The sequence below is a fragment of the Rhodococcus sp. NJ-530 genome, assembly GCF_003860625.1.
GTDB classification, from domain to species: domain Bacteria; phylum Actinomycetota; class Actinomycetes; order Mycobacteriales; family Mycobacteriaceae; genus Rhodococcus_F; species Rhodococcus_F qingshengii.
Genome location: NZ_CP034152.1, coordinates 5,227,997 through 5,252,992 on the forward strand (window position 1 = coordinate 5,227,997; position 24,996 = coordinate 5,252,992).

General features: G+C 60.8%; 22 protein-coding genes and 1 pseudogene. 7 read left to right on the forward strand and 16 right to left on the reverse strand.

What is annotated here, in order from left to right; translation table 11 throughout:
- Window positions 1-4 precede the first annotated feature (4 nt).
- Window positions 5-784: an ABC transporter permease gene (locus EHW12_RS24330; protein ID WP_007731455.1), complete on the forward strand. Its 780-nt coding sequence runs from the start codon at window positions 5-7 to the stop codon at window positions 782-784.
- Window positions 781-1,776, forward strand: coding sequence for a glycine betaine ABC transporter substrate-binding protein (locus EHW12_RS24335; protein WP_003939988.1), 996 nt, complete (start codon window positions 781-783; stop codon window positions 1,774-1,776). Before EHW12_RS24330 ends, EHW12_RS24335 begins: the two co-directional genes overlap by 4 nt.
- A 27-nt stretch (window positions 1,777-1,803) precedes the next feature.
- Here the strand turns inward: EHW12_RS24335 and EHW12_RS24340 are convergent, their stop codons facing one another.
- Both EHW12_RS24340 and EHW12_RS24345 read right to left on the reverse strand, forming a co-directional pair.
- Window positions 1,804-2,580 (reverse strand): trans-aconitate 2-methyltransferase, encoded by a 777-nt coding sequence (locus EHW12_RS24340; RefSeq protein WP_030535206.1) that lies wholly within the window; start codon window positions 2,578-2,580, stop codon window positions 1,804-1,806.
- A 75-nt stretch (window positions 2,581-2,655) separates the two neighbouring features.
- Window positions 2,656-3,693 carry a phosphatidylinositol-specific phospholipase C domain-containing protein gene (locus EHW12_RS24345; protein WP_164490597.1) on the reverse strand — a complete coding sequence of 346 codons (1,038 nt, stop codon included), beginning with the start codon at window positions 3,691-3,693 and terminating at the stop codon, window positions 2,656-2,658.
- 190 nt (window positions 3,694-3,883) lie between these two features.
- Here EHW12_RS24345 and EHW12_RS24350 point away from each other — a divergent pair, with 190 nt between their 5' ends.
- Window positions 3,884-5,422: a long-chain fatty acid--CoA ligase gene (locus EHW12_RS24350; RefSeq protein WP_125051936.1), complete on the forward strand. Its 1,539-nt coding sequence runs from the start codon at window positions 3,884-3,886 to the stop codon at window positions 5,420-5,422.
- 19 nt (window positions 5,423-5,441) lie between these two features.
- Here the strand turns inward: EHW12_RS24350 and EHW12_RS24355 are convergent, their stop codons facing one another.
- The 4 genes from EHW12_RS24355 to EHW12_RS24370 all read right to left on the reverse strand — a co-directional run bounded on the left by EHW12_RS24355 (window position 5,442) and on the right by EHW12_RS24370 (window position 9,514).
- The gene (locus EHW12_RS24355; RefSeq protein ID WP_064113487.1) at window positions 5,442-6,506 is read right to left on the reverse strand and encodes an acyl-CoA dehydrogenase family protein; all 1,065 of its coding nucleotides are present in this window, start codon (window positions 6,504-6,506) and stop codon (window positions 5,442-5,444) included.
- Window positions 6,503-7,630, reverse strand: a complete 1,128-nt coding sequence (locus EHW12_RS24360) for an acyl-CoA dehydrogenase family protein (RefSeq protein ID WP_042922335.1) — start codon at window positions 7,628-7,630, stop codon at window positions 6,503-6,505. The genes EHW12_RS24355 and EHW12_RS24360 overlap by 4 nt, the downstream gene beginning before the upstream one ends.
- Before the next feature lie 58 nt (window positions 7,631-7,688).
- Window positions 7,689-8,837 (reverse strand): TetR/AcrR family transcriptional regulator, encoded by a 1,149-nt coding sequence (locus tag EHW12_RS24365; RefSeq protein ID WP_178377370.1) that lies wholly within the window; start codon window positions 8,835-8,837, stop codon window positions 7,689-7,691.
- A 122-nt stretch (window positions 8,838-8,959) separates the two neighbouring features.
- Window positions 8,960-9,514 carry a helix-turn-helix domain-containing protein gene (locus tag EHW12_RS24370; RefSeq protein ID WP_007731448.1) on the reverse strand — a complete coding sequence of 185 codons (555 nt, stop codon included), beginning with the start codon at window positions 9,512-9,514 and terminating at the stop codon, window positions 8,960-8,962.
- Between the two features lie 185 nt (window positions 9,515-9,699).
- Between EHW12_RS24370 and EHW12_RS24375 the strand changes: the two genes are divergently transcribed.
- On the forward strand, window positions 9,700-10,923 hold the full coding sequence (locus EHW12_RS24375; protein WP_125051938.1) for a cytochrome P450: 1,224 nt from the start codon (window positions 9,700-9,702) through the stop codon (window positions 10,921-10,923).
- Between the two features lie 6 nt (window positions 10,924-10,929).
- Here the strand turns inward: EHW12_RS24375 and EHW12_RS24380 are convergent.
- Window positions 10,930-12,317: pseudogene (locus tag EHW12_RS24380) on the reverse strand (lipase family protein).
- The gene (locus tag EHW12_RS24385; RefSeq protein ID WP_241199036.1) at window positions 12,314-13,513 is read right to left on the reverse strand and encodes a hypothetical protein; all 1,200 of its coding nucleotides are present in this window, start codon (window positions 13,511-13,513) and stop codon (window positions 12,314-12,316) included. The pseudogene EHW12_RS24380 and the gene EHW12_RS24385 overlap by 4 nt, the downstream one beginning before the upstream one ends.
- Window positions 13,514-13,950: 437 nt before the next feature.
- Between EHW12_RS24385 and EHW12_RS24390 the strand changes: the two genes are divergently transcribed.
- Window positions 13,951-14,658 carry a hypothetical protein gene (locus EHW12_RS24390; RefSeq protein ID WP_125051942.1) on the forward strand — a complete coding sequence of 236 codons (708 nt, stop codon included), beginning with the start codon at window positions 13,951-13,953 and terminating at the stop codon, window positions 14,656-14,658.
- Between the two features lie 98 nt (window positions 14,659-14,756).
- Here the strand turns inward: EHW12_RS24390 and EHW12_RS24395 are convergent, their stop codons facing one another.
- From EHW12_RS24395 to EHW12_RS24430, 8 genes are all read right to left on the reverse strand, one after another.
- Entirely contained in the window at window positions 14,757-15,374 is a 618-nt protein-coding gene (locus tag EHW12_RS24395) for an alternate-type signal peptide domain-containing protein (protein ID WP_158170642.1), read from the reverse strand.
- Between the two features lie 41 nt (window positions 15,375-15,415).
- Window positions 15,416-17,032, reverse strand: a complete 1,617-nt coding sequence (locus tag EHW12_RS35000; protein ID WP_241199037.1) for a signal peptidase I — start codon at window positions 17,030-17,032, stop codon at window positions 15,416-15,418.
- An 82-nt stretch (window positions 17,033-17,114) separates the two neighbouring features.
- The gene (locus EHW12_RS24405) at window positions 17,115-17,711 is read right to left on the reverse strand and encodes a SipW-dependent-type signal peptide-containing protein (protein WP_030535194.1); all 597 of its coding nucleotides are present in this window, start codon (window positions 17,709-17,711) and stop codon (window positions 17,115-17,117) included.
- Window positions 17,704-18,339: a signal peptidase I gene (locus EHW12_RS24410; RefSeq protein WP_125051944.1), complete on the reverse strand. Its 636-nt coding sequence runs from the start codon at window positions 18,337-18,339 to the stop codon at window positions 17,704-17,706. Before EHW12_RS24410 ends, EHW12_RS24405 begins: the two co-directional genes overlap by 8 nt.
- Window positions 18,336-18,890, reverse strand: a complete 555-nt coding sequence (locus tag EHW12_RS24415) for a hypothetical protein (RefSeq protein ID WP_125051946.1) — start codon at window positions 18,888-18,890, stop codon at window positions 18,336-18,338. The genes EHW12_RS24410 and EHW12_RS24415 overlap by 4 nt, the downstream gene beginning before the upstream one ends.
- A 3-nt stretch (window positions 18,891-18,893) precedes the next feature.
- Window positions 18,894-19,430 (reverse strand): alternate-type signal peptide domain-containing protein, encoded by a 537-nt coding sequence (locus EHW12_RS24420; protein WP_050654815.1) that lies wholly within the window; start codon window positions 19,428-19,430, stop codon window positions 18,894-18,896.
- A 516-nt stretch (window positions 19,431-19,946) separates the two neighbouring features.
- Window positions 19,947-21,542 carry an amidohydrolase gene (locus EHW12_RS24425; RefSeq protein ID WP_125051948.1) on the reverse strand — a complete coding sequence of 532 codons (1,596 nt, stop codon included), beginning with the start codon at window positions 21,540-21,542 and terminating at the stop codon, window positions 19,947-19,949.
- Window positions 21,539-22,498 carry a DMT family transporter gene (locus EHW12_RS24430; RefSeq protein WP_064113427.1) on the reverse strand — a complete coding sequence of 320 codons (960 nt, stop codon included), beginning with the start codon at window positions 22,496-22,498 and terminating at the stop codon, window positions 21,539-21,541. Before EHW12_RS24430 ends, EHW12_RS24425 begins: the two co-directional genes overlap by 4 nt.
- 51 nt (window positions 22,499-22,549) lie before the next feature.
- On the opposite strand from EHW12_RS24430, the gene EHW12_RS24435 reads away from it, so the two are divergent.
- On the forward strand, window positions 22,550-23,107 hold the full coding sequence (locus EHW12_RS24435) for a TetR-like C-terminal domain-containing protein (protein ID WP_021332048.1): 558 nt from the start codon (window positions 22,550-22,552) through the stop codon (window positions 23,105-23,107).
- Window positions 23,108-23,315: 208 nt separating this feature from the next.
- Window positions 23,316-24,956 (forward strand): ABC-F family ATP-binding cassette domain-containing protein, encoded by a 1,641-nt coding sequence (locus EHW12_RS24440; RefSeq protein ID WP_064113426.1) that lies wholly within the window; start codon window positions 23,316-23,318, stop codon window positions 24,954-24,956.
- The last annotated feature ends 40 nt before the right edge of the window (window positions 24,957-24,996 follow it).

Sequence of the window (24,996 nt, forward strand, 5' to 3'; positions counted from 1 at the left end):
TGAGATGGAACCGGACGCCCCCGATCTGGGTGCGGCCGAGAACGCCGCCACGCGCCGTGCGGAACGGATGCGACTGTATGTGCAGCCGGTCATCGTCCTGATCCTGGTTGCGGGCGTGTTGATCTGGGCATTCAGCCGAGATCTCAACGCGACGCAGAAGGCGAGCATCAACCTCGACAACATCGTCACTCTGACCTGGCAGCACGTACTGATCACCGCCGCCGTGGTCATCATCGTCGTCGCCATCGCGGTTCCACTCGGAACCCTGCTGACCAGGCCGAAATTCACCCGCCTGGCACCGTTCTTCGTGGGAATAGCCAACATCGGAGCCGCAGCGCCTGCCATCGGCCTGCTCGTGCTGTTCTATCTCGCGACAAGAACGACCGGCTTCTGGATCGGCGTGTTTCCCATTGCGTTCTATTCGTTGCTTCCGGTGCTGCGCAACACCATCCTCGGCTACCAGCAAGTGGACAAGACCTTGATCGATGCGGGGCGCGGGCAGGGAATGTCTTCGCTCACGGTCCTACGTCAACTCGAGTTCCCGATGGCCGTCCCGTACATCCTTGCAGGACTGCGTACTTCGCTCGTTCTGGCCGTCGGTACCGCGACGCTGTGCTTCCTGGTCAGTGCCGGCGGACTCGGCATTCTGATCGACACCGGATACAAGCTCCGCGACAACGTCACCCTCGTTGTCGGTGCCGTACTGGCGGTGTCGCTGGCCTTGCTGATCGACTGGCTCGGCGCGCTCGCCGAAACTTATCTCGGGCCCAAGGGATTGCGATGACCAAGACTTCGATCACCAGAACGTGGGGCTGGAAACTCGCGGTTGCCACGATCGGCCTCACACTTGTCGCTTCGTGTGGTCTCGAGTCCGGTGGCGCACTGCCCCTGGCCGTCGGCCCCGGCAGCATCGAGCCGGTTCCGGAGCTCGAGGGTGTGAAGATGACCGTCGGCTCCAAGGACTTCACCGAGCAGATCGTGCTCGGGTACGTCATCGAATTCGCGATGGCCGCTGCGGGCGCGGATGTTCGAGACCTCACGAACATCCAGGGCTCGAACAGCACCCGTGACGCACAGTTGAACGGCCAGATCGATCTTGCGTACGAATACACCGGAACCGGCTGGATCAACTACCTCGGCAACGAGACACCGCTTCCCGATTCGCAGGCGCAGTTCGAGGCCGTCCGCGATGCGGACCTTGCTGCGAACGACATGGTGTGGACCGATCCGGCGCCGATGAACAATACGTATGCATTGGCGATGAGCAAGGAGACCGCTGAGAAGACCGGTGTCAAGACCGTTTCCGACTACGCGAAGTTGGTCGAATCCGATCCCGGAGCTGCGGTGACGTGCGTCGAGACCGAGTTCAACGTCCGCCAGGACGGATATCCCGGCCTGGCAGCGAAATACGGTTTCGACGCCTCTCGTGCCCAACGCCAGATCCTGCAGACCGGCATCATCTACCAGGCGACAGCCGATGGCGATCAGTGCAAGTTCGGCGAGGTGTTCACCACCGACGGTCGCATCATCGCACTCGATCTCGTTCTGCTCGACGACGATCTCCAGTTCTTCCCGAAATACAATCCGGCACTGGTGATGAAAAAGGACTTCGCGGAAGCACATCCGCAGGTAGCAGAAGTCATGGCACCGATCTCGGAGCGACTGACCAACGAGGTGATGACCGAGCTCAACCGGCAGGTCGACGTCGACGGCAAGGAGCCGGCGGACGTGGCCCGCGACTGGCTGGTCTCGGAAGGCTTTGTCACGGCGCAGTGATCGGCTGACCGCAACCCAGCCGAGTAGTTACCGTTTGCGTCCGACGCAGAACACCCGCCGGAACGGAAAGAGCGTTCCGGCGGCTGTTGCGGGGTAGGCCTCCCTCAGCAGATCGGAATACTGACGCTCGAACTCCGGAGCGTCAGCTTCGCCGAGAACGTCGAGCACGGGCCGTAACCCCGTCCCCCGTACCCATCCGAGCACCGGGTCGGCACCTGCCAGCACGTGTACGTACGTCGTCTCCCAGGCGTCGACGTCGAATCCGTGTTCCTGGAGACGCTGCGCGTACTGAACTGGACTGTCGACGCCTTCCGGGCCGCGTAGGACGCCACCCAGTCGCTCACTCCATTCCGCTGATTCCGCGAGATCTCGCATGAGCGCATGGGACGGAGCATCGAAGTTACCCGGCACCTGCCACGCCAGCCACGATCCGGATTCCAGGGTGTCCGCCCACTGGTCGATCAGCTCGCGATGGCTCGGAACCCACTGCAATGCAGCGTTACTGACGACCACGTCGTAACCGGTGGCGTCGAAGGACATGATGTCCCCCAACTCGACGGTGACGTTTCCCGGTAGGTCTGTAGGGGCCTGCGCGACCATTTCGGGAGACGAGTCGAATCCGGATACCGAGGCGTCCGGCCATCTTTCCCCGAGCATCGCGGTCAGGGTGCCTGATCCGCAGCCGAGGTCGGCTACCCGCGTCGGGTCTTCGGTGGCCACCCGAGACACCAGGTCCACGAACGGGCGTGACCGCTCACCCGAATAGCGGCCGTAGACTTCGGGATTCCACGTGACAGTGCGCATGAACCCATCCTGCACCCTGTTCCTGAGAATTGCCGCCCGTCAGATCTCGCTCTTCACGATCCGGCCATTCGAAAATCACCGACGCGGCACCACGGTGGACAGTACGTTCGGCAACCTCGACCAGTCCGCGGTGATGTAACTTGCGTGCTGCCCGGCCAACAGGTCGAGACGCTCGCTCGCCTCGGTTTCGGTGGCATGGGTTCCGTCGATCTGCGGAGCGACCTTGTGCGCGTCGGTCATGACGAGCAGGTAGCCGCGATCGTGGTACCAACTCGGATCCACGACTCCGGCGCTGTAGTCGAGAGCGTCGCCGTCGAAAATCACGAACCACGGACGGATCCCCGGGTCGGTATAGCGGTCGAGACGTGGGTCTCCCGGTGATGCACGGTGAACAGCGGGAAAGGCGGCGCCGAGTTCGACGAGCCCGGCGGAGGACAGATCTCGCAGGTGCGTCGCATACTGCCGGTCCGTCCACTCCGTATCGAGAGGGTTTCCCTCCTCGATCGTTCCCGGTATCAACTCGAACAGAAATTTCCCGGTCATTTCGGAATTGCTCGGCCATCCACGCTCGGTGACGGCGGCATCCGGGGTGGAGTAGGACTCCCCCATCAAATCGGCCGGCGTGAAAACCGCGTCTCCGAGTGTCCCGAGAATCAGGGCGTCGAGATCCGCGGGCCCACGTCCGTACCCGGCAGTGAACCCGTCCTTGATTTCCAACTTGATCATCACCGGCGGGTGCTCGGGATTGGCCTCGTGCCACGCCCGCATATCTGCCAGGCATCCACGGAATCCCTGATCTCGTAGACCGCTTCGCAACCCGGATGCGTCCTGAGCGCCGACGCAGTTGCTCTCGCTCGCCACCGGATTCATGTGCGACACACGCCAGTCCGGACCGCCCCCGTTGGTCCACAGGTCCAGCTCGAGCAACGACGCCCCGGAATCCAAAGCGTCGGCGAAGTACGGAAACGTCGCCTTCTCGTAGGAATTGTGGACCCCGACTGACGTGGTCTCGGAAAACGAGCGCACTTGGTTCGTAGTCGTTTCGGCGCCGGCAGAGGGCGCCGAGACGACCGCCACGAACGCACTCATACCGGCTACCAGGATTGCTCGCATGTTCGACACTCTCGCAGAAATCACCCCACGGCAGGATGGAATCGTCAGAGTTAACTGGACAATCGTCTAGATTGCACCGGAGTGGGGCATGATTTCAGGCGGTGGGTGAGGGCAATTGTCAGGCCAATAGCATCAGTGCCGGAACTGATCCGAGTCAGAGCACTCGCCGCACACTCGCAGGAGGAATCGCATGCAGCTGACTCAATTCGTTCATCGATCCCTACGAGCGTCGCCCGAAGCGGTGATGACGATCTCCGATGGCCGAGTGCGCACGTCTCGCGAATCGGTCGACCGGATCAAGAGGCTCGCGGGCGGGCTGCAGACGTTAGGCCTGCACACCGGTGACAGAGTCGCGATCTTGGCATCGAACTCCGACTACTACCACGAGGCGCTCCTGGCCTGCTGGTGGTTCGGAGCAGTGGCCAGTCCGGTCAATTCTCGCTGGAGCACGGCGGAAATCAGGTACGCCCTGGAAGATTCAGGGTCGACGGTATTACTCGTGGACGAGAATTTTGCTTCCGTCGGATCTACCCTTCGCGAGGCGTGTCCAGGCCTGACCACTGTCGTCTACTGCGGCAACGACCGAGTTCCGGACGGAATGCTCGACTACGAACAGGTGATCGCGGAGGCGATTCCGGTCGACGATCTGCGCGTCGGCGGCGACACGCTTGCACTACTCCTCTACACCGGCGGGACCACCGGAGTGCCGAAGGGCGTGATGATCAGCCATCAAGCGCTGATGACCTCGGCGCTGGGCACTCTCGCGGCAGGCGGCGTGGCAATCAGCAACGGAACGAACCTCGCGGTGAACCCTCTGTTTCACATTGCCGGGATCGTCGGATGGTTGGCTCAGTCGCTGATGGGTGGAACTCAGGTCTTCGTACCGAACTTCAGCCCACGGACGTTCCTCGAGGCCGTGGACCGCTATCGCCCGACAACCGTGGGTCTGGTGCCGACAATGCTCCAGATGTTGGTCGCCCACAAAAACGAAACGGGCGAAGACGCAACCACCTACGATCTGTCCAGCGTCAGGATCCTGAGATACGGCGCCTCGCCCATATCTCCGACGCTTCTCGGACAGGTCATGCAAATGTTCCCCAACAGTTCCTTCGCTCAGGGCTACGGGATGACTGAAACCGCGCACATCAGCATGCTGAGTCCAGCCGATCACCTCGAAGGTGGTGACCTCCTCCGCAGCGCTGGTCGCGCACTCCCTCATTGCGAGGTGAAAATCGTCGACCCGGCCGGCTCGGAACTCCCACCCGGCGAGGTGGGCGAAATCGTCACGTTCGGCAGCCACGTCATGCTCGGATACTGGAACAAACCGAAGGAGACCGCTGAAGTGCTCCGCAGCGGGTGGATGCATACCGGCGACGCGGGGTACCTCGACGCCCGCGGTTACCTGTTCATCGTCGATCGCATCAAGGACATGATCGTCACCGGTGGCGAGAACGTCTACTCCACCGAGGTCGAAAACGCTCTGGAACAACACGAATCCGTCGCGGCCTGTTCCGTGATCGGTCTGCCCGATGCCCAGTGGGGCGAGCGTGTCCATGCCGTGGTCGTCCTTCGGCATGGTTTCGACGCCGACGCCGACGAACTGCGCGCTCACGTGAAAACGCTGATAGCCGGATACAAATCTCCGCGCACTTTCCAATTCGTCGATGCATTGCCGCTGTCGGCAGCAGGCAAGGTGCTGAAGCGCGATCTTCGTTGCAACGCAACGTAATCCTTTACGACGGTCAGGATTACAGCTTCAATGTCGGTTCTGGGTCGGTGATCAAGCGGTGCAGTGACGGCGACGCCGCTACGGCCTCTCCTAGTTGCGTCGCACTCGCGATTTCGTCGCCGAACTCCGATCGCCAGGCGTGCAGTCGACGCGTCAGTTCTTGCAATCGGTATTCGCGGGTCATGCCGATTGCACCGTGTGCCTGGTGGGCGGCGCGGACGCTCACGAGCGCATTCTGCGAAACCACCAATTTGGTTGCGCTCACTTCGAAGTCGGCGTCGCCTCTGATGAGTGCATGTGCAGTGCGATCGACGGCCAGCGTGGACATCGAAGCCATCTGAGCAAGCGTCACGATATGCTGCTGGACTGCTTGAAACTGCGCGACGGGCCTACCGAATTGCACCCGGTCGGACACATAGCGCCGGGTCAACGTCGACGCCGACTCCATCGCTCCCGACATCTGCACCGAGCGCAAGAACGCGCCGAGCTTGCTGAGAATCCGGGCATCGACCGGGTTGTCGCCGTCAATGGTCCGCGCTTCGGAGAACGTCAGGCTCTCACGCGGTTGCCCCGCAAGATCCGTCCCGCCACCGATCTCGGCGTCGGAGATGTCAAGGAGTACGACGCGATCACCGAGAACTGCTGCCAGCACTGATGCAGCGCTACCCCACGGCACGTCGTGAAAGGTTCCCGAGAGAACACCGTCGTTGGTCCGGCGCACATCGTCGCGCGGCGAACCCGGGGCGACCGTTGCGATTCCGGAGGGCACGGGTAACCCGCCCGCTGTTGCCAGCCTGCCCGCGAGGTACGTCTCGGCAAGCGGCAGCGGCGCAGCGTGCCTCGCCGCCGCGCGCTGGACAGTCACGGCGTCGAGGAGCGAGCCACCGGAACCACCAACCGATTCGGGAAGACCGACCAGAGGTAACCCTAGTTCGACTGCCGCGCTCCATAATCCGGCGGGCAGACCGCCGATCTCCGCCTGCGCTACCACCTCGGTGCCGGACTTCTCGGCGAAAAATTGCTCGACCATCGATTCGAGGTCGGCGTCGAATGTGTACGCGTTGATCTGTGACCCCGAATTCATCGGTCCAACCCTTTCATGATCACGGTGCGGAGAATTTCGTTGGTACCGCCGCGAATCGACCACGACGGCGCCACCAGCACGGCCCGGGCGAGCAGCGACTCGTACGGATCGTCGGATGCAAGGTCCGGAGCCCGGCCGAGGTGCCGCGCGACGGTCGCAACACAGTCCTGTTCGAAGCGTGTTGCCATCTCCTTGATCAGCGCGGCCTCCGTGACCGGCGAGCGACCGGCGTCGACCATCCGTGCGATGGACAGCGACATCCCGCGAAAAGCCCAGCAGCGTGCGGTAATCGAGCCCAGATCGGCGAGGGCAGCTGGACCGCATTGCGCTGCTTGGTTGGCCGCGAAGTTCTCGAGGACCGGCATCAGCGACATCCAACGGTCGACGCCACCTCGCTCGAGTGCGAGTTCACCGGTGTTTTGTCCCCAGCCCGCTCCGACGTCTCCGAGGCGACGCGAATCCGGCACGAAAACATCCTGGAACGACACCTCGCAGAAGTCCTCACTACCGTCGATGAACGGAATGGGTGAGACGGTCAGACCCTCGCTGTCGCGATCGACGATCAGCTGAGTGAGACCGTTGTGCTTGTCTGCCGAGGTTCGAAGCAGGGCGAGTATGTGTGTGGCATGGAAGGCGCCGGTGGTCCAGATCTTGGTGCCGTTGACTTTCCAGCCACCATCGACACGTTCGGCGCGCGTGCGCACCGATGCCAGGTCCGAACCCGAGTCGGGCTCACTCATCCCGATCGAGAACGAGAACTCACCGCTCGCGATACCGGGAAGGAAGTACCGCTTCTGTTCTTCCGTGCCGTTGGCGGCGATGCTCGGACCCGACTGTCTGTCTCCGATCCAGTGATAGCCGACCGGCGCTCCCCGCGCGAGAAGTTCTTCGACGACGACCAATCGATCCACTGCTGACCGTCCGCCCCCGCCGTATTCCTTCGGCAGCGACATGCCGAGCCACCCACGTCGACCCAGATCTCGCGAGAACACCGGATCCACCGCCCCGGCCATCCCGAGTCCGAGCGAGTAGGTACCGGGGGTGAGTCGCTTGTCGAGGTACTCCCGCACTTCAGCCTGAAGAGCAAGCTCCTCGATCGTCAGTTCTGTTGCGTCGAAACGCATGACGTCTCCGATCAGTTTCGTGAGTCGATCCGCCGCCCGTGGCGCTTACCCGAATTTTTCATGCGCCCAGCAGCAGGGCGCAGCCGATCTCGAAGAGTCTGTCCGACAGGTCGTCGCGACGGCGAAGCCGGCCGATTCGGACGGCGTTCTCCACAACTGTCAAAGTGGCATTGACGGTGATCCTGGCGGTGGCGGACTCGAGGCCCGGACGGACTTCTTCGAGCATCTTGACCCATAGCGCGACGTACTCACGTTGATTCTGTTCACACGTGCGGCGGAACTTGTCCGGTAATTGGTCGAGTTCGCTGATCAACAACCCGATCAAATGACGCTCGTTGATCGCGAAATCGATATGTGCGGCAAGCAATCCGGACAGCGCGTCCTCCGGGCCGGTTGCGGCGCCGAGAGCCTGTGCAACGCCGAGCCGGCGACGCTCGCCGCCCCTCGAGACCGCGGAGATCAGCAGGTCGATCTTGGCATCGAAGTGGTTGTACACATTCGGGCCTGTCGTTCCTGCAGCCTCACCGATGTCCTCGGTATTGACTGCTTGATATCCACGCTCGTCGAACAGCCGAATTGCTTCGGTCAACAAGAGTTCACGTCTGGGTATCACAACGGGCAGGTGACCCGTTGCCGCCACGACTTTCACTTCTGAGCGACCCAGTTCCGCGTATGCAGCGCGGTCTGCCAACTCGACAAGCAGCAGTTCCATCTGACGCCTCGGCAAGGACACTCGATGCGAAGACACACTGTTGAAGACTGCGATGACAGCCCAGGCGAGCAGATAGCTGTCTTCCTCGTCGAGGTCGGGACGCTCAATTCGGATCAGCGCTGCATCGCGCGAAGCTGCACTCTTGAGGGTCGAACGCATTTCCTCACGTTGCTCGTCAGGCAGATAGCGTGCCTCTCGCTGCCACAGGAGCGACAGACCCCGACGTTTGGACACCGATGCCGCAAGTTCGGTGATCAGTGTTTTCAGATCCTCGGCACCTGCGACCCGATCGTAGAGCGATTCGATGCCTGCGTTGACCGCGGCGTAGAGGAGATCCGGCTTGTTCTTGAAGTGCCGATAGAGCGCAGGTGCCGTGATTCCAACTGCAGCAGCCACCTGAGCGACAGACACGTTGTGATAACCGTGCTCACGGAAAAGCTCACCTGCAGCCGCAAGAATCTGCTGCTTACGGTCGCGGGGCCTGCGTACGACCATCGTGACTCTCTCCTTCGCGGCAGCGGACACGCTCAGAGTACCGAGCCGAGGAATGAAGCAATGAACCGAACCGTCTACAGCAGCGACGATCCGATGCACCGTTCACGAACACGGAATCCCGCTCAGGAGTAGATGAACGACTCGACCATCCCTCGTTCGGCGGCCCTGTCTGCAAGAGGCCACGCCAACAGCATCAACACGATCCGAACCACCCACTGCGACTCTTGACCTTCAGGATCCAATCCTGCAAGTTCCAGTGCAGTACGCGGGAGCAACGGCGAGGACACGAGATACTCGTCGATTCCGTTGGCCCGCGCTGCCGCAAGGCCGTGGCTCATGGCAGCGTCGGATCTGATCGCGTCGACGGCGACGAGGATCGACTCCACGATGCGCTCGTCGCCGTGCAGTGATTCGACGGCAGTTGCGACCTGGCTCGCCACGGATGCCGCGCCTCGTGACAACAACCCCTCGCGGATCGCGGACTTGCCACCTACGTAGCGGTAGAGCGTTGCCCTCGAACAGCCTGCGCGGGCAGCGACGTCGTCGGCGTTGAACCGATCGAATCCCTGTTCTCGAATCAGCTCTGCCGCAGCCGCGAAGATGCGCTCGGTTGCGAGTTCACGGCGGTTACCGCCGGCCAACCAGTCGGCGGCGCGGCGCTCGTTTGCACCGGTCACTCTCCGTCACCTCGTCTCACTCTGAGACAGATTCAATCAGAAATCTCAAGGCTACGGAAGGCCGCGAGCCTCTGACCTGGGAGAAGTACGAGGGGGTTGAAGTGCGTGAGATTTTCTCAAAATGCCAGTTCAGAGGCATTTTCCACCTGTTGACTTCTCCTCGACGGCCGTGACATCTTCCCTTCGTGACACCATCGACGCTCGACATCAACCCTTTCCTGCCGTCGAACATCGACGACCCGTACCCGCTATACGACGTACTCCGGCGCGAGCACCCCGTGTACCGCATTCCTGATACCGACTTCTATCTGGTGTCCACGTGGGAATTGGTCACCGAAGCCGTTTCCCGTACCGACGACTTCTCCAACAACCTCACCGGCGTGCTGGTTCGTACACCGGACGGTTCGGCAATGACATTCGACATGAACGGCGGCGGCCAAGCTGTTCACGTTCTCGCGACTGCCGACGAGCCCGACCATCAACACCAGCGCAAACTTGTCTTGCCGACACTGGTCGCCAAACGTATACGAGCACTCGAGCCGGTGATGACCGAGTACACGCAGCAGTTGTGGGACAACGGCTTCGACGGTCGACGGATCGAATGGGTCACGTCGGTAGCGGACACGCTGCCGCTGCAGATGGTTGCCACGCTGATCGGCCTGCCGGCACACGACGTCCCCCAATTGCTGGCGTGGTCGTACGACAGCACCGAACTTCTCAGCGGCATCGTGACGTCGGAGCGTTTGACAGGCGTCGTCACCTCGGCGGCCGAACTCACCGGGTACCTCTACAGCAAGTTTCGTGACGCACGGGCTCACCCGGTGGATGATCTACTCGGAGACCTCGTCCGTTGCTGTGACGCAGGCGAACTCAGCGAAGACGTGGCCGTGCCGATGTTGGTGCAACTCGTCGGTGCGGGTGGCGAATCGACCGCCGGACTGATCGCCAACTCTGCACGGTTGCTCGCCGAGCGCCCTGAGATTCAGACGCAGCTGCGCGAGGACCCTCTACTCGTGGGCGCGTTCCTGGAAGAAACGCTCAGGCTCGAGTCACCCTTTCGCGGACATCACCGACATGTCAACGCGGACACGACACTCGGTGGCATGACACTGCCCGCCGGCAGTCATCTCATACTGCTGTGGGGTTCGGCGAACCGCGACCCCGAGTCGTTCGTCGAACCACAGGTGATGAACCTCGACAGAGTCAATCCCCGAGCACATTTCGCCTTCGGCAAAGGAGCACATTTCTGTGTCGGGGCCGCGCTGGCTCGTCTGGAAGCAAAGATCGCGATCGCAGTCCTTCTCGAAAACAGTGCGCACTTCACAATCGATTCCGAATCCCCACCCCGTTGGGTCCCCAGCATGTTCGTACGCCGCCATCAGAGTTTGCGTCTCGCTGTCACCGGATAGTTTCACTCAGTTGTCGAAATTGTGGGCTATCCAGTCGATCGTCTGCATTCCGAACAGATCAGTTCCCCAACCGTATGGATTCGTGAATGCGCGGTCCATACTGCAGTCGGTGGGCTGGTAGCTCACGTCGGTCCCTCCACTCCTGTACGTGTCCGCCAGTTCTCGCGCATCAGCTGCCGGTACAAGTGACATCGGGGAGTCGTCCTTTGCGCACGAAGTTATCAATACCTTCGACGCCGGAGCACCGTGGCCCAGTACGTTGTCGTCGTACGCGCGCTGGAAACTGGGTTCTGTGATCGGATCGATCCCCGGCTCGAAAAGGCTCGCCAGCGGTACGAACGGAAGCGTGAAGTACGCCGGCATCTGACACTCATCCCGGTACACGTCGGCAATCGCTCGGCCCACCGGATTGAGCTTGTCGTTCAACTTCATCTCGGGGTACCAGGGCTCGAGGCCGAGGAGCGTCGCCAATCCGAAGCCGGCCCCGACCGAGGAATCTGTTGTCTCCATGAATGTTCGGGGCTTGATCACCATTCCCTCGAGGACTGTCGAGACGATGTCGAGTTCCGGTGCGTAGGACTGCGCGGATTCGGCGGCGAATGCCGAACCGACTCCACCACCAGCGATTCCGAACAACGCAATCTCCGCATCCGGATTCAGCTCGGAATCCTGCACCTGAAATGCTGCGCGCACTGCATCCAACTGGGCGTGCCCGGCGAACTTACCCGCGAAGACCCCGTGGGGATCACGGTCTCCGTTGTTCCCGACGTCGGAAATTACTACGGCATAACCTTTTCCGAACATCAGCGCCAGCGGACCCAAGGCCGACCAGGAGGCGCCGTCCAGCGGATCACCGCCCGTCCAGTGCGAACTCGGATGACAGTAGCCGCCGACGCTGTCGTTGGCCTCCTGGTAGCTGATGACTTTCTTCTCCGATGCCGGTGTTCCGTCGATCGGGATCATCATGATCCCGGTGCTCACCACCGGCGTCGAACCGTCGATTCCAGTTGTGACGTACATGATCTTGTAGGCGTCGAGCTGTCCCGGTTTGTATCCCGTGAACAGTACATCCACCTTCTTCGACTTCAGGAGGTCACCGGGACGCTCGACGCCGGTCAACACCGGCTCGTCGTAAAACGGATCATCGGCGGTGAGCGCAGTGAAGATCTCTCTTCCGATGCGAACTCCCCCGACCTGAGCGCACCGACCGTGAACCCGTTGAAAATCTCTCCCAGAGTGGGAGTATCGGTCCGAAACTCCTGGGATACCGGAGCTTGCGCATCGTCTGGAACACCACTGCCTGGGGCCTCGGCTTCAGCAGTCGCAGGCAGAACCAGCGCAACGGTCAGCGCTACCAGCGGGGCAAACCTTCGAAATCTGGCACCCGACATCACTGAACTGTCACTTTCAAACTGGAGAGGGCCGATTCGAGCGTTTGTGGGAGGGTCACCATCGGGCGGTGACTCTCCAATTGAATTTCGTAGGGAACACTTAATGTGGCTACGAGCCGTGGCCAATCTTCTTCGACCATCGCTCGGTACTTCGGCAAGAGCTGTGAGGTGATGTAGTCCCACCGTTCCTCGTACACCGACCAGTTCCAATCCGGTAAGGGCAGTGTCACTGTCGCGGTGCGTCCGTCCGCCAGTGTTGTCGCGAACTCGAGAGACCGAAACGAGCGAGGCGGTACGACGCCGGCGACCGAGGGCGAGCCGGCGACAGTCGATGCGTAAGTGATCGCCTCTCCCACATCACCTTTGTAGGCGCGCACGGTATCCCACTGGTCGCGGATGATCATCCCTTGCTCGCGTTGGAGCAGTGCTACGTTCCCACGTGCAATCCGATTCGAATCGCCGGAGGCTACATCACGCCAGGCGTCCATGACATCCTGACCGAACAATCCGGCACTCTGCATTTCCTCCAGCGCGGGAAGTCCTTCATCCACGTATGCCTGATGCATCGGCATCAGATCCGAGAAGATGTTCTTCTGCATCACCAGGATCATCCCCAGCACATAATCCAAGTCGTCCGCCGTGACGTTCCTGCCCACCGCGGCGAGCGCGCGCAGCCCTGCCGGCAATTGGTTCAGCGCTTGCACGCCAACCTGATCCGTGACCTGAGAAACTATCGAATTGGCAACATATTGCAGATTCGGAAACGAGTACATGTCCGCCATCAGTTCGAAGTCGATCAGTCCCCCGCCGAAGTCCGCACCAACCTGTCCGCCCATGCCCGCCCACTGCAATTCCGGGTGACCGAGTTGCAGATCCTCGTAGTAGCGGTACGACTTCACCAGGTTCGTGCGATTAGCCGACACTCCGGCGCGCGGATTCCACGATGAGAGATCGATTCCGGCGGCTTCGGTGGCAGCGACCAATCGATACTGAAACAGCAAGGCCGCATAGGATTCCGGACTGCGACCACTGGCGCGGGCTTCTTCCACAAGGGCTTGCAAGGTGCCGAGATCAGTCGGCAACGCGGGATGGACACCGCCCGGACCGTGTTCGGCATTCCGATTCACCAAAGGCAAATTCACGTACTCGCCCAGCTCGGACGCCGACGCTGAAATCTGTACCGAGAGCAACGCGGACATCGCCAGCGCACATGCCGTCGCGGCTGCCAATACGTCGCGCGCCCAACGACGTCGCCGAACACCTGCCCCAGGTTCATCCGCATATCGATCCCTGTACTCAGGTCGGCACCGCCCCGATCGATTGCCGAATACTACCTACTTTGCAGTAAGATAACTGAATCTGGGAGAAAATCCAAATTCCGAATCAACATCTCTGCAGCGACTGAAGCCATTGCAGATGAGAATCTTTTACCCCGAATAGTCGGCATCGAAACCCACTCGACAAGCGATCGTCCAGCTATCCGCGCCCCAATCTACGTGTCGCATCCACTCCGATTACAGTTCATTTTCAGCTCCCTCGCAGATTATTGATCAAACTTCCGAAAATGGTTGCACAACAGACAGTTAACTCTCACTACTCCTCACGCTTGGACGTTTGTCCGACTAGAATTCGGGTTATGAAAACTACCAGTTACTCATCTCGAAAGCCTGGCGCGCTATGGAGCACAGTCATAGGGATACTCACGGCCCTCGTACTTGCACTGGTGGGCGGAGCACTGATGCCGTCGCTCGCTCACGCAGCGGACGGTGAGAGTGGAATCATCGAGTACTCCGCAGACAACTCGACCTGGGGAGATACTTCCAAAATCGTCTGGAGCACAGACATACTCATCCCGGGTGGGACCAACACAACCACATTCTACGTCCGAAACGCATCGGACCGCGCAGGTGAGGCACACTTCTACGTCGGAGACTACGAAATCAGCGACGGCATGGAAGCCTTCCTTCGTGTCGACGTAAACGGCGTCACCGGCAATCCGCTCACCGCCACCGGCAATGCCGCCACACCAGGGACCCAGTTGAACTCGGTCCGCCTCGCACCGGGCCAAAGTGCCAAGGTTGCCTTCGTGATCGGAATGCCCGTCGAGGCAGGGAATTCTTCGCAGAACGGCAGTATTACGCCGAACTGGAGTGTGGACCTCACACTCGATTCCACCGATACACCCGTCACGCCCGGCGGAACCGGATCACTCGATTTCGGTTCCCTGAATTTGGGGTCGGCGAGCTTCGGTTCACTCGACACCGGATCAGTGAAGACCGGATCTACCAGCTCCGGATCGCTTGATGTCGGATCGCTCGGCAAGCCGGTCACATTCATCGGATAACCTCCCCTACAACAATTCACAAAGTGAGGCCGGATAGCAGATTTGCTACCCGGCCTCACTTCTGAACAGCTACAGCGCTCGTGTTGTCCGCACCGACATCATGCGGGAATCTGCACCAGATTCACGTCGAATCGCGCCAAGTTCAACGACTGATCCATCGACAACGCTGTCGCGGAATCCTTGTCGAAGGTGAAACGTATTGCCACGTCGACTATCTTGCCGTCCTTCGCCGTACTGACCACAGTTCCGTCGGCACCGACAGGCACTGGCACCCCGTCGAGCTTGACTTCGGTGACCGGCTTCAGCTGGGCAACCAGCGCAGCTCCACCGGAGACACCCAGATCACTGGTCGACAGCTTTGCCTTCATTCCAGTTCCCTTGATCTCCAACGCGAAACTGGCGTGGTAGGTCAGAACGTCGCCCGGCACGACAACCATCGTCGACAGATCGATCGGACCGTTCTGATCCGTCCAGGTAGGTGCGGTGACGGTTTTCAGCGCCAACGAACCGGATTCGACCGGAGTAGTCACCACAGGCGTAGTTGTGGCCGGAACGGACGTGGTCGTGGTGGGCTTACCGCCGCCGGACGAACCCAATGAGCCGGTATCAGCACAGCCAGTCAGGAATGCCGCCCCTCCGAGCATGACCAGCGATGTGCCGATCATTTTGGTACGTCGCGTATTCCATCGACTTGCGGGAACGATGCGATTATTCATTCGAACTCTCCCGTTCCCGAATTCCGTCTCTTCTATATTCATCACTTCTGCCCGTCGATCCAGGCAGCGATCTCTGCGGGAGCTTCGCCGGAGGGGTTCTTTTCCGAGACCCCTGTTTCGGCGTTGACGCGATAGACGTTGGCGCCGTCCACGATCCACAGGTCGTCTGCGTCAGACTGCCACATCACGGTCGCCGTGGCGCTCACCGGTGTGCTCGACACCGCCGTACCCGAACTGTCGGTGACCACCACTGCGACGCTGGCACCGTCCTGCATCAACGCTGCGCTGTAGCCGGTCAGCGATGTCTGCGCCGCACCCAATGCCACCGGCGCTTCCTTCGTGGTCGTGCTGGTTGTCGTGGTTGCATCCGTTGTCGTCGTTGCATCCGTTGTCGTTGTCGGAGTTGTCGACTGAGTCGTAGTGCTGGTCGAGGTCTCCGTTGTTGTGGTGGGACCGGTCGTGGTTGTCACGTCAGCCGTAGTGGGAGCCGTCGTCGACGCGCCTGTCGTTGTCGGTGTACTGGACATGGTGGTCTCGGCAGCCGTCGCGGTTGTCGGAGCAACTCCGCGAGCAAGCTGCTCAGTTTCAGCGACAGCCGCGCCGGCGATCGATCCGGCCTCACTGAAGCAGTAGATGCTTGTCTGAGACGCAGGTTGGCGTAGGTTCCACCCTCGCCAGTCCGTTGACGATTCGCCCGTGATTCGGTTGATCGTGTAGATGCGAAGCGTGTACGTGTATGTGTTGAAAACGCTGTAACCAGCATCTGTGTAGTAGATAGTGGATGAGACCTGGGTTCCTACTGCGGCACCAACACCGGGATCGTATCCCCATGTTTTCATCAACGAGTTTCCGTTGTAGTACCGCGCCTCGTAGCGATATTGGGGACCTATGTGACTCCACTTAACAGTGGACGATTGAGAGCCACCTATGCCGTTTGTCGTGCAACTGACGCTGCTCGTTGCGGGATTGATCTTCCCGCTCACGGTAATGGCACCACTCGTTGCGACGGCAGTGTCTGTGAAGGCCGCTGCGGTGCCGCTCACCTGCGTAACACCGATCAGTGCAAATGCCGAAACACCGAGAACCGCAAGCTTTCGGAGCGAGAACGCCGAGCGATGTCCGCCTGTCCCGCTGTTCGAAGAAACCATCGGAAACTCCATCGTTGCAGCGGCTTCCGTGTCCACACTGCCAACTCCTCCACTCGGACCGTCATCCGAATCCTTGCGGCGAGAGTTGGGCCGGAAGGCAATGATCACCAATCCGCCGACCAACGCTCCGCCGAGGAAGATCGCGAGTGGGCTGGAGAGCCAAGCAATTGCGTAGCCCAGGCCCCCGACGCTGAAGAAAATGCGGTCGGCTTCGGTGATGAAGTAGGGCTCCACGTCTGGCTTGGCATTTGCGTCACCCTTGAGAGTCACCGTGACGGAGTTACCAGCCTGCTGGTCAAGTTCGTACACGCGGTGTGTGATGCGCGTGCCCTGTCCGTTGACGACGCTTACGATGTCGCCCACTGAGAGGTCGGTGGCGGGCACGGTTCGGGCCAATGCCAGGGAGCCAGTGGTGATTTCGGGAGACATCGAACCCGAGCGAAAGACGAGCGGCTTTATGCCGAACAGCATCGATGCCGCGGCGGCGAGAACACAGATGAGTCCAGCCACCGCCCCTATTGTCAGCGCAAGTTCGCGACCGGCACGTGCCGATCTCGAACTGCCGGGAGTTGTGTGATCAGACATGGTCACCTCAGGCTGTCGTCGCCGCGAACTGGAATGAAACATTGATCGACTTGTTCTGTTGTGCCGAAAGCACTCCCGTATCGAGCGCAACCTTGAAGCACAGCGTCTCAGAACCTGTATTCGCAGCCAACTGACGTCCTGTTGTGATGATCGGAGTCGCGGCAGTCGTCGACAAGCCGACCGGGCCGGCAATCGGGGTTGTGCAACTCTGATCGAGAACAGTCACCTTCATAAACGGGGCAAGCGCGGCCTCGCCTGTTGCGGTTGCTGCCATGGTGTATTTGAACTGTGCCGCGCCAGTGTTCTGTACAGGCAGAGTTGCCGTGACACTGTCGCCGGGCATCATGCCCGTCTTGGTCAACGCGGTGAAGCCGTAAGCAGTCGGATCTCCCGGGTCACCGTTGAGCTTCATCTCGATCGAACCGGTGCTGAATACGCCGGAAGTCGCTGTAGCGTTGTCAGTCCACGCAGCAAGAGTGCCAACGGCACCGAGGCCCAGAACAATTCCCACCGACATGATCGCGCGTGCGCGGCCGCTGGTTGCGCCCCCGACCAGACGTGTACCGAGCGAGGCGGGCGCCTGCTGCTCCTCGTGCTTAGACATGGCTGTGCCTTTCTTGCTGCTCAACTCGAGGCGCCGGCGCACTCGGTTCGGAAGGTTGGGGGTCTGCAGACGCAGAACGTCGCCGGGTACGGTCACGGACCGATCCGACGAACATGAACACGGCATAGATCGACAGTGCGCCGACGACAACCGTCAGCATCACCGAGCGCATCTGCCCCGTGATGGCGTTGTATACGTACCCGATGTACGGCACGCTGTACCACACCTTGCCGCGAATCTGCTCCGGTACAACGGGATTCTGATCCGCTATCGGATTTGCATCGCCTTGTGTGACGAAGGTGAGATCACCGGCGGAGTTGAGTCGCACAATCGTGATTCGGTGCGTAACCACATCGGGCTTCCCCGACTCGATTTGGTAGGTGATCGCATCACCTGCCTGCAATTGGGCAGCGTCCTGCGGTTTCACCACGATAAGGGTGCCGGGTGGATAGGTGGGCTGCATCGAACCGGTCAACACAGTGAAGGGCGTCGACCCCGTCAAACGTGGAACAACGACCGTCGACAACAGAATCGCCAGAACACCCAGCAGCAGAGCCCACGAGACAATATTGCGGATCCACCACCAGGCGCCGGTTCTCTGATCAGAACCCTTCACTGCGTGCGTCATACCGACTCCGCTTCGAACGAGAAATGCACGCTCGTGGAAACACCCGATGCGACGTCAGGACCGACAGTGCCACGCAGGCACAAGATTTCGGTACTGCCGGCAGCAACCGTGCGCCATCCCGAAGCTGTCGGTACCTGAGCGCCGACCATGGGACCGTCATAGATCGCGGTGCCGGCAGCTGCGCCCTGGGCAGGGCAACCGGCTTCGGTAGCCACTGGCGTCACTACCAACGCGAGCGGAACATCAGCGGAAGTCTGCGTGACGTTCTGGATCCGGTAATTGAGTGGAACGCTACCGGAGTTGTGAACTGTCAACGGAGCCTGTGCATATGCGTTGGGGAACATACCGGTGGCGCCCAGAGCAGTGAAGTCGTAACTGCTCTGGCCGCTCCCGGCACTGCCCACCGTCAGGTCGAGGATCCCGGACTGGATCGTGCCACCGGACAGTGTTTCAGCGGCCGTCCACCGCGCGCTGGTCTGCTGCACCGATACGAAGATCAGTCCGATGACCAGCGCGGCGGCGGTTGCCCACCAACGGTAGTGCTTACGCAAGACTTATGCCTGATCGAGAGTGACGTTGAAGTTCGCCAAGCTGATCGAACCATCCTGCGAACCATTGGTTGCAGCAGCCTTGGTGAAGTCGAACGAGACATTCACATCGACGAGATCACCGTTGTTAGCGGACGTGATCGCAACACCGGTTCCGTTGGTCGGGAGGGTGGCGGCACCGACGCTGGCGGTCACAACAGGCGCCATCTCGGTCGGCAAGGTGGAGGTTCCTCCGATTGAGGACAGGTCGGCCTTCAACGTCGCGCTCAGGTTGTTACCCACAGCGCCGATGGTGACCTTGCCCGAGTACACAACCTTGTCGCCTGGAACTACCTTGTAGGTGTCGATTGCGCCAGGCGCGAGGGCCGTGCCATTCACTGACCAGGTGGGAGTTCCCGACGCTGTCAGCGTCAAATGACCTGAGTTGATCGTTCCGCCGGTCATCGGTGCGTTTGCGTTCCACGCCGCCATGGTTCCCGCGCCACCGGCGAGGAGAAGTGCTGCTGCACCGGCCGCGACTGCGCCCTTGGTTGCCTTGTTCATGGAGAACACTCTTTTCGTCTGGTCCCCGTGGCGGGGAGCTTGCAGGGTGAGAAAGCTGGTCGGATCCAGTCATGTGCGCCCTGGTACGGGCAGAGGGTTTCGTTCATCCGTGGTCAGTGAGGGGTCGTAGCGGTAAGTGCAGAGCGAGAGCGTGTTGCGGAAAGATTGCGAGCCGTTCTCGCGAACGGGTCATTCCTCTCTCGTGCTGTCGACGTCCGCTTGCGTCGTTTAGATTTTTACCACACGTATCACGAATTTTTGGCGAAAAGCTGGTCGAATGTCCAGAAGCTTGTTGAAACCTGAACTTGACTACAGAATCGCCTCTCACCTGGATCATTTAAAAGACGCAGCACTTTGTTGCAACCCGTTTGCTGAAGTAACCTTCGCCCGGATGGTCCAAACAGTCGGAAATTCGCCTGAAACAAGTTCTACAAACTTTTGGTTTGTTTTGGGGATCGTTCGATTGCCTCCGCTTTGAAAGCAGCGACAATCGAGCAACAAACTAAGGCGGAGGCCCTACACCTCGAAGACGGTCTCACCTCCGACAACCGTGCGCAGGACCGACAGTTCATTCAAGTCTGTCGAATCGCTGCGCAGCGGATCTCCGTCGAGCACAACAAAATCCGCCAAAAGTCCCACCGCTATCCGACCTTTGTCCGATGACTCACCGGTGAGACGAGCGGCTGCGCTTGTGTAGCCGGCCAGCGCCTCGGACGCGGAAACCCGTTGCTCCGCACCCAGAACGTGACCTTCTCGCGTCACACGATGTACGGCGGTGTTCATCGTGAAGAGCGGGTTCACTGGAGTGACAGGGCAGTCGCAATGCAGCGCGTAGGCAAGCCCCGCCGCCACGACCGACGCCACGGGGCTGATCCGCTCGCCGCGACCCGGTCCGAGAAAACGATCGCGGTGCCGGTCACCCCAGTAGTAGACGTGGTTCACGAAGATCGACGCCACCACCCCGAGTTCGACCATCCGCGCGATCTGATCTTCCCGCAACGTCTGAACGTGCTCGAGTCGATGCGAAACTTCGATGTCCGGGTGCGCCGTCCGTGCCGCTGCAATTGCGTCCAATGCAAAATCGATGGCCTGATCACCGTTGGTATGAATCGCAACGTGTCGGCCGACAGCGTGATGTTCCTCGACGAGTGCCCCGAGCGCACCTGCCGGGATTGCCATTCCGCCGCAGTGGCATCCGCCCAGATCGTGGTACGGCGCGGTCAGCGCAGCGGTGTGCAACTGAATCGACCCGTCCGAAATGAGTTTGACGCCGCCCACACGAACTCGCTCGGTCGGATCGGCGAGTTCACCCAACTGATCGTGAACCCCGTGGCCGAGATAGAGGCGCGCACGCAGCCTCAAGTCACCATCGGCGTCGAGTTGCCGGTACGCCTCGTACACCTCGGCCGTGACGTACATGTCGTGGAAACTCGTCACGCCCACCGACGCCATGACTTCCTGCGCCCGCAGCATCGCGATCTTGGACGCATCCGGGTTCATATCCGGAACAAGTCCGTGCACCAGAGACATTGCCGGAACCTCGCACAGTTCACCGGTGGGTACACCGTCGCTGTCTCGAACGATGACACCACCCTCCGGATCGACCGTGGTGGCATCGATCCCGGCCTTCTCCAGTGCGACCGAGTTGACATAGATTCCGTGAGCAGACAAGTGCCGCACCAGAATCGGATGATCGGTGGAAGCCTTGTCCAGATCAACCGCGGTCAGGCCTCGATCTTCCGCCACGAGGCTGTCGTCGAAGCCCCACGCTTCGATGGGCTCGCCAAGTGGTGTGATCGCGGCCCGCGCGGCCAACGCCGTGATCAACTTCTCGATGGTCGGGCACGTATTCGTCGTTGCGTCGACCCCACTGAGCATCAAACCCCACATCATCGGATGAAGGTGCGTCTCGATGAACCCCGGCACAACCACCGCTCCGGCGAGATCGACAACGGAGGTTTCGGAATCGGTCAGCGCCGAGATCTCGGCGTCAGTTCCGAGGGCGACAAATCTGCCGTCCTTGACTGCCACAGCGGTGGCGTTATCGCCGACCGCACCGTCCATGGCCCTGATGTCGCCGTTGATGTAGATGTGGTCAGCCGCCGTGGTCATACGCTTGTCTCCATTCGTTTTCCGACAACAGTCGTCGAGGATTTCTTCGCGGGTATCCGCGTCGCCACAACCACTCCGGCCAAAATCATTCCGGCACCCGCAAGTTGGACGAGAGTTGGGGTCTGTGCAAGCAGCACTGCGCCGAACAACAGTGCTGACGCCGATTGCAACACGAGGCTGGCGGCGACTGCACTTGCAGGCAGACGCTGACTGGCGCTGGCTACCAGCAGCCACCCGATCACCTGAGATACCAACGCGAGCAGCACAAGCCAGCCTTGAGCTACGAGCGAAGGGGTCAGATCCAAAGTTCCACTCACGAGGCCGTATGCACCTGCCGTGAGGGCAGTGGCTCCCGTCGAGACGAACATCGGCAACGCCGTTCTGCCCGCCGCCCGAGTAGCCAGACCCATGAGGAAGATGTAGACCGCGTACGCGCCTGCGGCGATCACGGCAAACGACACTCCGACAGCAGGATTCGACCCGGTGAGCGTTGTGCTCGTCCCGGCTACCAGAGCAACTCCGACAAAGAGCAACGGAAGGCTGGCGACCAGTTCCCGGCCGATCCGTTGGCGCAGGACAACGTAGCCGAGGATTGCGACGAACAGCACCTGCAAATTCAGGATCACAGTCGAAAGACCTGCCCCGATCGAATGAATCGACTCGTGCCAGAGCACCAGATCGATTCCGAGGAACGCGCCGGCAAGTAGAGACTTCACGATCCAGGGCGCCGAGACCGAAGGCCGGGGTGACCGACGACGCTGAACGAGCACGAGCATGCCGAGAGGGATGAGCGCATAGAGACACCGAAAGAATGCACCCGTCGACGGAGACACTCCTGAGAGTTCGTAGAGCACCGAGGTCAACCCGAGGATGCATGCACCGGTGACGACTACGCGCAGGTCACGACGGCGTAGTTGATCGCCGGACAGCTCGCGTGGCGATACTTCATCACTCATGGTGATAATGTATCACCGACGTGAAGCCTGTCATACAGGGAAGATGCGTGCATGAGAACTCCGGTTACCCGTGAACGCGTGATCGCTGCCGCAGCCGATCTGGTCGACAGCAAAGGCGCCGACGCTCTGGTACTGAGTCAACTCGCCGAGACCCTCGACGTCCGGCAGTCAGCGCTGTACAAACACGTCGACGGGGTCGACGACGTCCACCATCAACTCAGCCTCCTCGCACGCAGCCTTCTCGCCGAACAACTGCGTGCCGCCGCGGTCGGTCTCTCGCGCGACGACGCCGTCATGGCGCTCGCGGACGCATGGCGTGCGTTCGTCCGAGTACACCCCGGGCTCTACGCCATCACCGACCGCTACCCCACTGCTCCGCATCCCGATCTGGTCTCCGCCGTCGGCGAGGTGGTCGACGTCATCAACAAGGTGATCGCGGGATACGGTCTGAGCCCGGATGATTCGGAGCAGGCGGCGTGGTCTCTTCGCAGTGCGCTGCACGGCTTCTGCATCCTCGAATCGGTAGAGGGACAACCGGCCGGCACCGACCCGGATCGGGTGTATCGACGACTGGTCGAACTTCTCTGCGCCGGTATTGCTCGTATGTAGATACCGGCTCCTGTTATCGTCGGATGAAACAACACAGACCAAAAAGGATCAGACATGGTTGGTGAACTCGACATCTCCGGATAAAACCGGGCATGACGGCCACCGGCAGACGCCTCGGAGCGCTGCCGTCGTGGCCATGTTGTCGTTCACTTACCCGACTCTTCGCGGAGCAGCGTTGCCGCGCCCGCACAACACCTGAGGTCTATTCATGTCCGATACCTACATCGTTTGCTCGAATCTGTCTTTTGCCTGGCCGGACGACACTCCGGTCTTCGACGAATTGTCATTCACCGTGCCCGGCGGCCGAACCGGGCTGGTGGCCCAGAACGGCGTCGGGAAAAGCACTCTGCTCAGATTGATCGCCGGCCAGTTGCGGCCGCGCGCCGGCAGTGTGTCCGTCGACGGCGTTCTCGGATACCTTCCGCAGGACCTGCCACTGACGGGCGATCTGACCATTGCCGAGGTCTTGGGCATCGCCCCGACGCTCGCTGCGTTGGACGCAGTCGAATCCGGGGACACACGAGAAGAACACTTCACGACAATCGGGTCCGACTGGGATATCGAGGAACGAACGCGAGCCCAACTCGGTCGACTCGGTTTGGCCGACATGACGTTCGATCGTCGCCTCGACACTCTGAGCGGCGGGCAGGTCGTCTCGCTCGGACTGGCGGCGCAACTCCTGCGACGCCCCGATGTCCTTCTCCTCGACGAACCCACCAACAACCTCGACCTGGACGCGCGCCGCAGGCTTTACGACGTTCTCGACGACTGGAGTGGTTGTCTGTTGGTGGTCAGTCACGATCGAGGACTACTCGACCGCATGGACCGCATCGCCGAACTTCACAGCGGCGAGATCAGCTTCTACGGTGGCAATTTCACCGACTACGAAGCCGCGGCACGCTCGGCTCGCGAAGTGGCGGAGAAGAACATCCGCAACGCCGAGCAAGAGGTCAAGCGCGAGAAGCGCGAACTGCAGCAGGCCCGAGAACGTGCTTCGCGACGCGCAAGTAACGCTGCCCGCAATCTCGGGAACGCGGGCTTGCCCAAGATCTTTGCGGGGACCATGAAGCGCAATGCTCAGGAGTCGGCAGGCAAGGCCAACGAGACACACCTCGCCCGGGTCGACGCGGCGAAGGACCGACTCGACAAAGCGGGCCGCGCTCTTCGAGACGACCAGACGATTTCACTCGAATTGCCTGGCACACATGTACCCGCCGGCCGGACGGTGTTCCTCGGTGAGCGAATGCAATTCGCGTTCGGCGATCATGCGATCTTCGCCGACTCCGGAATCGACCTGGCCATTCGAGGACCGGAGCGTATCGCGTTGACCGGGCCGAACGGCGTCGGAAAGTCGACGTTGCTACGCATCGTCAACGGGGATGTGGCGCCGACTTCCGGTGAGATCACGCGAGCCGACGGTCGAGTGGCATACCTGTCGCAGAGGCTCGACCTACTCGACCCCGCACACACCGTCGCAGAGAACTTTGCCTTGTCTGCTCCAGGCCTACCGGCACCGGAACGCATGAACATCCTGGCGCGCTTCCTCTTTCGGGGTGCGGGTGCTCATCTTCCCGTCGCTGCACTCTCGGGCGGTGAACGACTGCGGGCTACATTGGCGTGCGTTCTCTTCGCCGATCCGGCCCCGCAGCTGCTTCTTCTCGACGAGCCGACCAACAACCTCGACTTGGTGAGCGTTGCTCAACTCGAAAGTGCCCTGAATGCATATCAGGGGGCGTTCGTGGTGGTCAGCCACGACGAGAGATTCCTGGCCGAGGTCAAGGTCGAACGCTGGCTCAGGCTCTCGGACGGCCGTTTGACCGAGGTCGCCGCACCAGGCGCAGTGGGCTGACACGAGAAGTGAACAGGCGAAAGGCCTTCACACACGATGT

Excerpts from the sequence above, each read along its gene's own strand:
- EHW12_RS24430 (WP_064113427.1), bottom strand. The coding sequence starts at position 22,498 with ATGAGTGATGAAGTATCGCCACGCGAGCTGTCCGGCGATCAACTACGC.
- EHW12_RS24405 (WP_030535194.1), bottom strand. The coding sequence starts at position 17,711 with ATGTCTAAGCACGAGGAGCAGCAGGCGCCCGCCTCGCTCGGTACACGT.
- EHW12_RS24365 (WP_178377370.1), bottom strand. The coding sequence starts at position 8,837 with ATGGTCGTACGCAGGCCCCGCGACCGTAAGCAGCAGATTCTTGCGGCT.
- EHW12_RS24410 (WP_125051944.1), bottom strand. The coding sequence starts at position 18,339 with ATGACGCACGCAGTGAAGGGTTCTGATCAGAGAACCGGCGCCTGGTGG.
- EHW12_RS24345 (WP_164490597.1), bottom strand. The coding sequence starts at position 3,693 with ATGCGAGCAATCCTGGTAGCCGGTATGAGTGCGTTCGTGGCGGTCGTC.
- EHW12_RS24425 (WP_125051948.1), bottom strand. The coding sequence starts at position 21,542 with ATGACCACGGCGGCTGACCACATCTACATCAACGGCGACATCAGGGCC.
- EHW12_RS24335 (WP_003939988.1), top strand. The coding sequence starts at position 781 with ATGACCAAGACTTCGATCACCAGAACGTGGGGCTGGAAACTCGCGGTT.
- EHW12_RS24385 (WP_241199036.1), bottom strand. The coding sequence starts at position 13,513 with ATGTCCGCGTTGCTCTCGGTACAGATTTCAGCGTCGGCGTCCGAGCTG.
- EHW12_RS24330 (WP_007731455.1), top strand. The coding sequence starts at position 5 with ATGGAACCGGACGCCCCCGATCTGGGTGCGGCCGAGAACGCCGCCACG.
- EHW12_RS24350 (WP_125051936.1), top strand. The coding sequence starts at position 3,884 with ATGCAGCTGACTCAATTCGTTCATCGATCCCTACGAGCGTCGCCCGAA.
- EHW12_RS24435 (WP_021332048.1), top strand. The coding sequence starts at position 22,550 with ATGAGAACTCCGGTTACCCGTGAACGCGTGATCGCTGCCGCAGCCGAT.
- EHW12_RS24390 (WP_125051942.1), top strand. The coding sequence starts at position 13,951 with ATGAAAACTACCAGTTACTCATCTCGAAAGCCTGGCGCGCTATGGAGC.
- EHW12_RS24440 (WP_064113426.1), top strand. The coding sequence starts at position 23,316 with ATGTCCGATACCTACATCGTTTGCTCGAATCTGTCTTTTGCCTGGCCG.
- EHW12_RS24360 (WP_042922335.1), bottom strand. The coding sequence starts at position 7,630 with ATGCGTTTCGACGCAACAGAACTGACGATCGAGGAGCTTGCTCTTCAG.
- EHW12_RS24420 (WP_050654815.1), bottom strand. The coding sequence starts at position 19,430 with ATGAACAAGGCAACCAAGGGCGCAGTCGCGGCCGGTGCAGCAGCACTT.
- EHW12_RS24340 (WP_030535206.1), bottom strand. The coding sequence starts at position 2,580 with ATGCGCACTGTCACGTGGAATCCCGAAGTCTACGGCCGCTATTCGGGT.
- EHW12_RS24355 (WP_064113487.1), bottom strand. The coding sequence starts at position 6,506 with ATGAATTCGGGGTCACAGATCAACGCGTACACATTCGACGCCGACCTC.
- EHW12_RS24395 (WP_158170642.1), bottom strand. The coding sequence starts at position 15,374 with ATGAATAATCGCATCGTTCCCGCAAGTCGATGGAATACGCGACGTACC.